This is a genomic window from Kitasatospora griseola, from assembly GCF_014648555.1.
GTDB lineage: Bacteria > Actinomycetota > Actinomycetes > Streptomycetales > Streptomycetaceae > Kitasatospora > Kitasatospora griseola.
Window position 1 is genome coordinate 99525 of sequence record NZ_BMRI01000020.1, and the last position, 10458, is coordinate 109982.

6 protein-coding genes are annotated in these 10458 nt (G+C 73.7%); 5 read left to right on the forward strand and 1 reads right to left on the reverse strand.

All coding sequences use genetic code 11. From position 1 onward, the window contains the following. Positions 1–78 precede the first annotated feature (78 nt). From IEZ12_RS23920 to lpdA, 4 genes are all read left to right on the forward strand, one after another. Positions 79–477 carry a VOC family protein gene (locus tag IEZ12_RS23920; protein WP_189274568.1) on the forward strand — a complete coding sequence of 133 codons (399 nt, stop codon included), beginning with the start codon at positions 79–81 and terminating at the stop codon, positions 475–477. A 178-nt stretch (positions 478–655) separates the two neighbouring features. Next, entirely contained in the window at positions 656–4495 is a 3840-nt protein-coding gene (locus IEZ12_RS23925; protein ID WP_189274533.1) for a Pls/PosA family non-ribosomal peptide synthetase, read from the forward strand. Further along, positions 4492–5814, forward strand: coding sequence for a M1 family metallopeptidase (locus IEZ12_RS23930; protein WP_043910871.1), 1323 nt, complete (start codon positions 4492–4494; stop codon positions 5812–5814). Before IEZ12_RS23925 ends, IEZ12_RS23930 begins: the two co-directional genes overlap by 4 nt. 62 nt (positions 5815–5876) lie before the next feature. Beyond that, positions 5877–7283 (forward strand): dihydrolipoyl dehydrogenase, encoded by a 1407-nt coding sequence (gene lpdA / locus IEZ12_RS23935; protein WP_100587717.1) that lies wholly within the window; start codon positions 5877–5879, stop codon positions 7281–7283. Between the two features lie 77 nt (positions 7284–7360). On the opposite strand, the gene IEZ12_RS23940 is transcribed toward lpdA, so the two are convergent. Beyond that, positions 7361–7999 (reverse strand): hypothetical protein, encoded by a 639-nt coding sequence (locus IEZ12_RS23940; protein WP_189274535.1) that lies wholly within the window; start codon positions 7997–7999, stop codon positions 7361–7363. A 327-nt stretch (positions 8000–8326) separates the two neighbouring features. On the opposite strand from IEZ12_RS23940, the gene lanKC reads away from it, so the two are divergent. Then, a partial coding sequence (lanKC, locus tag IEZ12_RS23945) for a class III lanthionine synthetase LanKC (protein ID WP_189274537.1) occupies positions 8327–10458 on the forward strand: 2132 nt, incomplete at its 3' end.

The window sequence follows — 10458 nt, forward strand, 5'->3', positions numbered from 1 at the left end:
GATGCCGGGGACAGTGGGCAGGTCCGGGAGGAGGACGAGTCGGTGGTGGGGCAGGGTGGGGTTCGGCCGGTGGGTGGGATGTTGCACCACGTGGAGATCTGGGTGCCGGATCTGGGGCGGGCCGAGGCGTCGTTCGGGTGGCTGTTGGGGGCGCTGGGGTACGCGGGGTTCCAGGAGTGGGGCAGTGGGCGGAGCTGGCGGCTCGGGGCGACGTACCTGGTGGTGGAGCAGTCGCCCGCGCTGACGGGCCGTGAGCACGACAGGTGCCGGCCGGGGCTGAACCATCTGGCGTTCCACGTGGAGGACGCGGGACGAGTGGACGCGCTGGTCGAGGAGGCGTCGCGGCACGGGTGGAGCCTGATGTTCCCGGACCGGCATCCGCACGCGGGAGGTGCGCAGACGTACGCGGCGTACCTGGAGAACGCCGACGGCTTCGAGGTCGAACTCGTCGCCATGGACCCGCCGGAGGCGGACTGACGACGCCGCCGCTCCGGTTCCCTGTCCCCGGCCGTGCACCCCCGTTCACCTAGACTTGTCCGGGTTGTCACGTTTCAGTTGCCTTCGGTTGACCGCCGGGGAACCCAGGACGAGGACCGTATCGCTGTGATCACCGATTCCGACTCGCCGGGGAACCCAGGACGAGGACCGTATCGCTGTGATCACCGATTCCGACACCGCGTTGTTCCGTGCCCGCCCTGCGTCCCCGCCGCGGACGCTGGTGGATGTGCTGGCGGCGACCGCGGCCGCGTACCCGCAGGAGCCCGCGTTGGACGACGGGCGGCAGACCTTGAGCTATGCCGCGCTGACGGGCGAAGTGGAGCGGGTGCGGCGGCAGTTGGCGGAGGCCGGGGTCGGACTGGGGGACCGGGTCGGGGTGCGGGTGCCGTCGGGTGGGAACGAGCTGTACGTGGCGATCCTGGGGGCGCTCGCGGCGGGCGCCGCGTACGTGCCGGTGGACTTCGAGGATCCGGACGAGCGCGCGGAACTGGTGTTCGGCGAGGCGGACGTCAACGCGGTGATCGGGGCGGGCGGGCGGCTGGAGAAGGTGAAGCCGTCGGGGCACGAGGCGCAGGCGCCCGGCCCGGAGCACGACGCGTGGATCATCTTCACGTCCGGTTCGACCGGCAAGCCCAAGGGCGTGGCGGTGACGCACCGCAGCGCGGCGGCGTTCGTGGACGCCGAGGCGGCGATGTTCCTGCCGGACGAGCCGATCGGGCCCGGGGACCGGGTGATGGCCGGGCTGTCGGTCGCGTTCGACGCGTCGTGCGAGGAGATGTGGCTGGCGTGGCGGCACGGCGCCTGCCTGGTGCCGGTGCCGCGGGCGCAGGTGCGCAGCGGCGCGGACCTGGGGCCGTGGCTGGCCGAGCAGGAGATCACGGTGATCTCCACGGTGCCGACGCTGGCCGCGCTGTGGCCGGCCGAGGCGCTGAACGAGGTGCGGCTGCTGATCTTCGGCGGTGAGGCGTGCCCGCCGGAGCTGGCGGAGCGGCTGGTCACCGAGGGCCGCGAGGTGTGGAACACGTACGGCCCGACCGAGGCGACGGTGGTGGCGTGCGGTGCGCTGCTGACGGGACAGGCCCCGATCCGGATCGGACTGCCGCTGGACGGCTGGGAGTTGGCGGTCGTCGACGAGGCGGGTGCGCCGGTGCCGATGGGCGGCAGCGGACAGCTGGTGATCGGCGGGGTGGGCTTGGCGCGGTACCTGGATCCGGTGAAGGACGCGGAGAAGTACGCGCCGCTCGAATCACTGGGCTGGGAGCGGGCGTACCGCAGCGGCGACCTGGTTCGGGCCGAGGCCGAGGGGCTGGTGTTCCTCGGGCGGGCCGACGAGCAGATCAAGCTGGGTGGCCGGCGGATCGAGCTGGGCGAGGTGGACGCGGCGCTGCAGGCGCTGCCCGCGGTGTCCGGCGCGGCCGCGGCGGTGCGGACGGCCCGGGGCGGCAACCAGCTGCTGGTCGGGTACCTGGTGGCCCAGGACGGCTTCGACCGCGACGCGGCGGTGGCGCGCCTGCGGGCGGAGCTGCCCGCCGCGCTGGTGCCGCTGCTGGCCACCGTCGAGCACCTGCCGACCCGGACGTCCGGCAAGGTCGACCGGGACGCGCTGCCGTGGCCGCTGCCCGACCTGGAGACGTCCGGCCCCGCCGAGCAGCTGTACGGCACCGAGGCGTGGCTGGCCGAGCAGTGGGCGCAGATCCTCGGCACCCAGGTGCGCGGCGCCGGCGACGACTTCTTCGCGATCGGCGGCGGCTCGCTCGCGGCGGCCCAGCTGACCACGCTGCTGCGCGGCCGCTACCCGTCGGTGTCGGTGCTCGACATCTACCAGCAGCCGACGCTGCGCAAGCTGGCCCGGCTGCTGGAGAGGTCCGCGCAGTCCGAGGGCCGGGCGCGCACCGTCGAACCGGTGCCGCGCCGCGCCCAGCTGCTCCAGCTGCTGCTGATGCTGCCGCTGATCACCCTGACCGGTCTGCGCTGGTCGCTGCTGCTGGGCGTGCTCGGCACGGCGCTGCACCTGGTCGGCGACTACCCGTGGGCCCCGTCCGCGCCGTGGTGGCTGCTGGCGGCCGGTGCGGTGCTGCTGTACTCGGCGCCCGGCCGGCTGGCGATCGCCGCCGGCGGCGCCCGGCTGCTGCTGCGCGGGGTCGGCCCCGGCCGGTATCCGCGCGGCGGCAGTGTGCACCTGCGGCTGTGGACGGCGGAGCGGCTGGCGGAGGCGTCGGGGGCGGTGCAGCTGTCCGGGTCGTGGCTGGTCAGGTACGCGCGGGCGCTGGGCTGCCGGGTCGCCGCCGATGTGGACCTGCACGCGCTGCCGCCGGTGACGGGCCTGCTGCGGCTCGGCAAGGGCTGCGCGATCGAGAACGAGGTGGACCTGTCCGGCTACTGGCTGGACGGCGACCGGCTGGAGATCGGCGCGCTGCGGATCGGCGCGGGAGCGGTGGTCGGCACCCGTTCGACGCTGCTGCCCGGCGCGAAGATCGGCAAGCGGGCCGAGGTCGCGCCCGGCTCCGGTGTCACCGGGCACGTCCCGACCGGTCAGCGCTGGGCGGGCGCGCCCGCCGTGAAGACCGGCAAGGCGGAGCGCGGCTGGCCCAAGGAGCGCCCGCGGCGCACCGCCCGCTGGGCGGCCGTGTACGGCGCCACCGGGTTCGTGCTGTCCGCGCTGCCGCTGCTCTCCGCACTGCCCGCGCTGCTGATCGCCGCGCAGTTCGTCCGCCCCGGCGACGGCCTGGCGGCGGCGCTCCGGGGCGCGCTGATCGCCCTCGTCCCCGCCACGCTGGCGTACGGGCTGGCGTACGCGGCGAAGGTGCTGGTCGGGGTGCGGCTGCTGTCGCGGGGGCTGCGCACCGGGTACCACCCGCTGCACGGCCGGGTCGGCTGGCAGGCGTGGACGGTCAGTCAGCTGATGGACCTGGCCCGGGAGACGCTGTTCCCGCTGTACGCCGGGCTGATCACACCGGTGTGGCTGCGGCTGCTGGGCATGCGGGTCGGCAAGGGCGCCGAGGTGTCCACGGTGCTGGCGCTGCCCAGCCTGACCACGGTCGGCGACGGGGCGTTCCTCGCCGACGACACCCTGATCGCCCCGTACGAGCTGGGCGGCGGCTGGGTGCGGATCGGGCGGGCCGAGATCGGCGAGCGGGCGTTCCTCGGCAACTCGGGGATGACCGCGCCCGGCCGGGCCGTTCCGGACCGGGGGCTGGTCGGGGTGCTGTCGGCGACGCCGAAGAAGGCCAAGCGCGGCAGCTCCTACCTGGGCATGCCGCCGGTCAAGCTGCCCCGGGCCGCCGACACCGCGGACCTGGCGCTCACCTACGAGCCGCCGGCCCGGCTGCGCTGGGCGCGCGGGCTGACCGAGCTGGCCCGGATCGTCCCGGTGCTCGCCTCCGCGGCGCTGGCCGTGCTGACGGCCGCCGCGCTGTGCGCCGTCGGGCAGCCGCTGCTGTCGGGGCTGGTGCTGCTGGCGGCCGGCATCGTCGCCTGCGTGGTGTCCGCCGCCGCGAAGTGGCTGCTGGTGGGCCGGTTCCGGGCGGTCGAGCACCCGCTGTGGTCCGGTTTCGTGTGGCGCAACGAGCTGGCCGACACCTTCACCGAGGTGCTGGCCGTCCCCTGGCTGGTCGGCCGGACGGCCGGCACGCCCGTGATGACGCTGTGGCTGCGGTCGATCGGCGCCCGGATCGGGCGCGGCGTGTGGTGCGAGAGCTACTGGCTGCCCGAGGCCGACCTGGTCACCCTCGGCGACGGCGTGAGCGTCAACCGGGGCTGCGTGCTGCAGACGCACCTCTTCCACGACCGGATCATGCGGCTGGATACTGTGGAGCTCCGCGCGGGTTCCACCCTGGGCCCGGGCGGGATCGTGCTGCCCGGCAGCACCGTCGGCGAACGCACCACCCTCGGCCCGGCCTCCCTGGTGATGCGGGCCGAGACGGTCCCCGCCGACACCCGCTGGCTCGGCAACCCGATCGAAGCCTGGCAGCCCGGCGAGGAGGAGCAGCACCGGTGAGCGGCGATCCCTACTTCCCCCGCAACGGGGACCCGCGGTACCGCGCCCACCGCTACGAACTGGCCCTCGACTACCGGCCCGGCCCCAACCGGCTGGCCGCCTCGGCCCGGATCGCCGCCATAGCGGGCCCCGAGCCGCTGCGGGAGTTCACCCTCGACCTGGGGGCGTTCAGGATCGGCAAGGTGCTGGTCGACGGCCGGGCCGCGCACTACGCGCACCGCGACGGCAAGCTGCGGATCAAGCCCGCCAAGGCCCTCGCCGCCGGCGCGGTCTTCACCTGCGAGGTGCACTGGTCCGGCAACCCGCGCCCGGTCCGCAGCCCGTGGGGCGGCCTCGGGTTCGAGGAGATCGAGGACGGCGCGCTGGTCGCCTCCCAGCCGATCGGCGCACCGTCCTGGTTCCCGTGCAACGACCGGCCCGCCGACAAGGCCGCCTACCAACTGACCGTCACCACCGCCACCCCGTACACCGTGGTCACCGGCGGCCGGCTGCTCAGCCGCACCACCCGGTCCTCCGCCACCACCTGGGTGTACGAGCAGCCCGCGCCGACCGCGTCCTACCTGGTCGGGCTGGCGATCGCCCCGCTGCGCGAGTTCCCGCTGACCGAGCGCGTCCCCGGCACCGTCCCGCAGATCGCCTGGGTGCCGCTGGCGCTGCAGGCCGCGTTCGAGCACGACTTCGCCCGGCAGCCGCAGATGATGCGGCTGTTCGAGGAGCTGTTCGGGCCGTACCCGTTCGGCGAGTACACCGTCGCCGTGGTGGACGAGGAACTGGACGTCCCCGTCGAGGCGCAGGGCATGGCCACCTTCGGCCGCAACCACGTCGACGGGCGGCGCGGCTGGGAACGGCTGGTCGCCCACGAGCTCGCCCACCAGTGGTTCGGCAACAGCGTCACCATCGCCGACTGGCGGCACATCTGGCTGAACGAGGGCCTCGCCAAGTACGCCGAATGGCTGTGGTCGGAGCGCACCGGCGGCCCCACCACGCAGGCCAAGGCCGCCGAGGCGCACCGCCAACTGCGCGGCCTGCCGCAGGACCTGACCATCGGCGACCCCGGCAGACGGCAGATGTTCGACGACCGGGTGTACGAACGCGGCGGCCTCACCGTGCACGCGCTGCGCTGCGCCCTCGGCGACGCCGCGTTCTTCCGCCTGCTGCACGGCTGGGCCACCGCGCACCGGCACTCCGTGGTCACCACCGACGACTTCGCCGCGCACGCCTCGCACTACACCGACCGGCCGCTGCGCCCGCTGCTGGACGACTGGCTGCTCACCCGGGCGCTGCCCGACCTCCCCGAGCTCCGACCGTTCGTGACCTGATGTACTGACCCCATGGCCGCGAAGCCAACGTGGTCTTCGATGTCACCGGAGGAACGAGGAACATGAGCACGCACTACGACGTGGTCGTCCTGGGCGCCGGCCCCGGCGGCTACACCGCCGCTGTCCGCTCCGCCCAGCTCGGTCTGCGCGCCGCCGTGATCGAGGCCAAGTACTGGGGCGGCGTCTGCCTGAACGTCGGCTGCATTCCCTCCAAGGCGCTGCTGCGCAACGCGGAACTCGCGCACACCGTGCTGAAGGAGGCCGACCTCTACGGCATCCAGGTCGAGGGCCGGGTCTCCTTCGACTACGGCAAGGCGTTCAGCCGCTCCCGGCAGGTCGCCGACGGCCGGGTCAAGGGCGTCCACTACCTGATGAAGAAGAACGACATCACGGAGTACGACGGCTGGGGCACCTTCGTCGACGACCACACCCTGCAGGTCGCGCTGCGCGGCGGCGGGTTCGAGCTGGTCACCTTCGACCACTGCGTGATCGCGGCCGGCGCCACCACCCGGCTGCTGCCCGGCACCTCGCTCAGCGAGCGGGTCGTCACCTACGAGGAGCAGATCCTCACCGAGCAGCTGCCGGGGTCGATCATCATCGCGGGCGCCGGCGCGATCGGCGTCGAGTTCGCGTACGTGCTGCACAACTACGGCGTCAAGGTCACCGTCGTCGAGTTCCTGGACCGCATGGTGCCGCTGGAGGACGCCGACGTCTCCGCCGAACTCGCCAAGCAGTACCGCAAGTTGGGCATCCAGGTGCTCACCTCCACCCGGGTCGACGCGATCGACGACTCGGACCCGGACAAGCCGGTCCGGGTCACCGTCACCCGGGACGGCAAGCAGGAGGTGCTGGAGGCCGACAAGGTCCTGCAGGCGATCGGCTTCGCGCCGCGCACCCAGGGCTACGGCCTGGAGGTCACCGGCGTGCAGCTCACCGAGCGCGGCGCGATCGCGGTGGACGGCCGGGGCCGCACCAGCGTCGACCACATCTTCGCGATCGGCGACGTCACCGCGAAGCTGATGCTGGCGCACGCCGCCGAGGCGATGGCCGTGGTCGCCGCGGAGACCATCGCCAAGGCCGAGACCATGGAGATCGACTTCGTGATGGTCCCGCGCGCCACCTACTGCCAGCCGCAGGTGGCGTCCTTCGGGTACACCGAGGCGCAGGCCCGCGAGCTCGGGTACGACGTGAAGGTGCAGAAGTTCCCGTTCACCGCGAACGGCAAGGCGCACGGCCTCGGCCAGCCCGTCGGCTTCGTCAAGGTGATCTGCGACAACACCCACGGCGAACTGCTCGGCGCGCACCTGATCGGCCCCGAGGTCACCGAGCTGCTGCCCGAGCTGACGCTGGCCCAGCAGTGGGACCTCACCGTCCACGAGGTCGGCCGCAACATCCACGCCCACCCGACCCTGGGCGAGGCCGTCAAGGAGGCCGTCCACGGCCTCGCCGGTCACATGATCAACATGTAGCACCCGCTCTTCCGGGCGAGCCGCCCCGGCGCCCCCGTCGACCCGGGCGAGGCGCCGGGGCGGCGCCGTCCCCGGCGTCAGCGCAGCACCGGGCGACCGGCCTCCAGGTGCGCGAAGAGGCGGGAGCCGTGGACGCCCGGGACGTCGAAGTAGTGGCCGTCCTCCTCGCCGTCGGCGCGCAGGAGCTCGGGCAGCAGCACCTCGGCGGCGGGCGGCGTGGCGACGTCGTGGCCCAACTCGGCCACCGCGTACGGCTGGGCGAGCACCGGGCCGGTCAGCGAGCCGGCGACCAGGTCGGGGAAGAAACCGCCGGACAGGACGGTGACGCCGGCCTGCAGGTCGCCGCCGATCATCACCAGCTTGTCCGTCATGTTGCCGACGAACGCGCCGACCCGGACGGTGCCGCGGACCAGCAGCTTGGCGTCGCCCTCCAGGTAGACCGCCCCGGCGGTCAGGTCGCCGAGGACGATCAGCGCCGGGCAGCCGTCGTCCAGGTTGAGGATCGTGCCGGTCACCTCCAGGTCGCCGTCGACGACGAACCCGGTGCCGTACGGCTCGGTCGCGTCGAGGTCCAGCGGACCGGAGACGACCAGGCGGCCGGCGTGGACGTCGTAGCCCTCCTCGTAGAGGTTCTGGTAGCTGCTCGAAGGCAGGCCGCGGCTCTCGAAGAGCGCCACGCAGTCATGCCAACTGTGGTGCGCCGCAGTGATGTTCATGGCGCGGAGTCTGCCACGGGGCACTGTCGGAAGAGGCTTCGGAGCGGTCTCGGAGCGGTTTCGGAGCGGCCGTTGATGTGATGTGTCCAGCGCACCGGCCGACCGGTCGGGGCGGAGGAAACGAACCGAGAGGAGGACCTCATGTCGAAGGTCCTGGAGCTCCAGAAGATGGTCACCGTCGAGGGCAGCCCGATCGACCAGGAGGCCATCAGCGTCTCCTCCTGCGACTCGCACAGCTGCTGACCCACCGGTCGTCCGGGCCCCGGCGGAGCCGCGCCGCCGGGGCCCAACCCGTATTTCCACCGCTTCGTCCGGACGGGAACGCCCATGCTCTCCTGGCAATCGCTCCAGTTCTACCTGCAGTTCGACCGGCGCTGGTACGAGACCGCCGACCGCCACCGCCCCGACCCGGCGCACCTCGCGGCGTTCCGCGAACTCGTCCCGGACGGCTGGACCACCCGGCGGCGCGGCCTCTGGTTCATCGCCGACCCGCCCGGCCGCGCCACCCCCGCGCAGGGCTGGAAGCTGCACGTCACCGCCGCAGCGGGGGAGAGCACCGAGGTGCTGCGACTCGCCCTCCCGGTGCTGTTCGCGCACCGGGCGGCGTTCAAGTTCCTGATCGACCCGTGGTCGGTCGACCTGACCAGCGGCAAGAACTTCTCCCGCACCGCCAGCGGCAAGTTCATCACCGTCTACCCGGCCGACGACGCCGAATTCCACGCCGTGGGCGAGGAGTTGGCCGCCGCCCTGGCGGGCCGCGGCGGCCCGTACATCCTCTCCGACCGGCGCTGGCCCGGCTCCACCGCCGTCTACTACCGCTACGGCGGCTTCGCCGCGATCAAGCAGCTGCGCCCCGACGGCATCAGCGACCTGATGATCGCCGCCCCGGACGGCGCCCTGGTCCCCGACGTCCGCCACCCGTACTTCAGCACACCGTCGTGGGTCGACGACCCGTTCCCGCCCGAGGAGGCCGAGCCGGACGGCGCGCTGAACGGCCGCTACCTGCCCACGGCCGCCCTGATGTTCGGCAACCGCGGCGGCGTCTACCTGGCCACCGACCGCGACACCGGCGCACAGGTGGTGCTCAAGGAGGCCCGCCCCGGCATCCTGGTCGGCCGGCCCGGGCGGGAGGCCGCCGAGGTGCTGGAGAAGGAGTACCGGGTGCTGTCGGCGCTCGCCGACACCGGGTACTTCGTGCGGCCGCTGGACTTCTTCCACGAGGGCGGCCACGCCTTCCTGGTCGAGGAGTACGTCGAAGGCCCGCACTACAGTCGGCACGGCATCGTCACCAACCCGGTGATCACCGGCCGGCTCGACGGCGACAGCCTGCGCGCCTACTACCGCACGCAGCGCGCCCTGTGGCGGCAGATCGCCGAGGCCGTCGCCGTCGCCCACCGCCGCGGCATCCTGCTCGGCGACCTCTCGCACACCAACGTGCACGTCACCGAGGACGGCCGGGCCGTGCTGCTCGACCTGGAGTCCGCCGTCCGCGAGGGCCTCGACCCGCACCTCGGCGTGCACACCGTCGGCCTGGCCAGCCCCCGGCTGCGCGCCACCAACCGCTACGACCGGGCCAACGACTGGCACTGCCTGGGCGCGCTGATGCTCTCCTCGATCATGGTGGTCAACAACACCACCGGCTTCCACCCCCCGGCCCGGGACCGCTTCCTGGACGCGCTCGCCGAGGACCTCGGCCTCCCCGCCGAACTCACCGCGCTGATCCGCGACCTGACGGACCCGGAGGCCGTCGACGGCGATACCGACCCGGACGAACTGCTGAAGCGGATCGACGCCCTGCCGTTCGACGACCCGGAGCTGTGGACGGCCCCCGTCCCGCTCGCCGAGCCCGCCGGCCGCCGCTACGGCGACCCCGAGGCGGTGCCCGGGCTGCGGGACGCCGACCTCGCCGCCACCGTCGGGCTCATCACCGCCGAGATCGAGGCCGCCGCCGACCCGCAGCGCGCCGACCGGCTGTTCCCCACCAACCCGCTCGCCCACCAGAGCAACCCGCTCTCCCTCGCGTACGGCGCCACCGGCGTCCTGTACGGCCTGCACCGGCTGCGCGGCGGCGTGCCCGCCCCGCTGCTCGGCTGGGCGCTCGCCAAGGACGTCGACCCGGCCGCGTACCCGCCCGGCCTGTACGTCGGCCAGTCCGGCCTGGCCTGGGCGTTCGACGCGCTCGGCCACCCCGACGTCGCCCGCTCGCTGATGGCCGCCGCCCGCCGCCACCCGCTGCGGCACGCCCTGCCCGGCGTCCTGCACGGCACCGCCGGCCACGGCCTCGCCGCCCTGCACCTGTGGCACCGTCAGCACGACCCCGCGCTGCTCGCCGACGCCGTCGCCGACGGCGAACACCTCGCCGCCGCCGCCGTCCACGGCCCCGACGGCCCGCACTGGCCGCACACCACCCCCGGCGACGACCGGCCCCGGACCCGGCTCGGCCACGGCCACGGCGGCAG